Annotated in this window: 1 pseudogene; it reads right to left on the bottom strand. The window is 57.7% G+C overall.

Annotated features, from left to right (window positions below):
- Positions 1-42: 42 nt before the first annotated feature.
- Positions 43-279, bottom strand: a pseudogene (locus ACEN88_RS35350) (alkanesulfonate monooxygenase); the annotation flags it as partial.

The raw sequence follows: 279 nt of genomic DNA, 5'->3' as shown, positions 1-279 counted from the left end.
ACGTGGCGCAACAACCACTTATTCTCTTTCGCCATCACAACCTCAGCTTTGCGCCACGTTACGCGGAATAAACTCGTTCGCCACCGTTTCACCCTGCGGCTGTAACGGCTGCGGCTGCGGGATCTCGGGGATAGCGACATCCAGATGCGGGAAGAGCAGTTCGCCGACGCGATACGCCTCCTCCAGATGCGGATAGCCTGAGAGAATAAAGCTATCGATACCGAGAGCGGCATATTCATTGATGCGCGCTGCAACCGTCGGGCCATCGCCCACTAACGC

The organism is Massilia sp. CT11-108 (assembly GCF_047302915.1).
Classification (GTDB): domain Bacteria; phylum Pseudomonadota; class Gammaproteobacteria; order Burkholderiales; family Burkholderiaceae_D; genus Telluria; species Telluria orientalis.
This window is presented reverse-complemented; position numbering and strand designations above follow the sequence as displayed.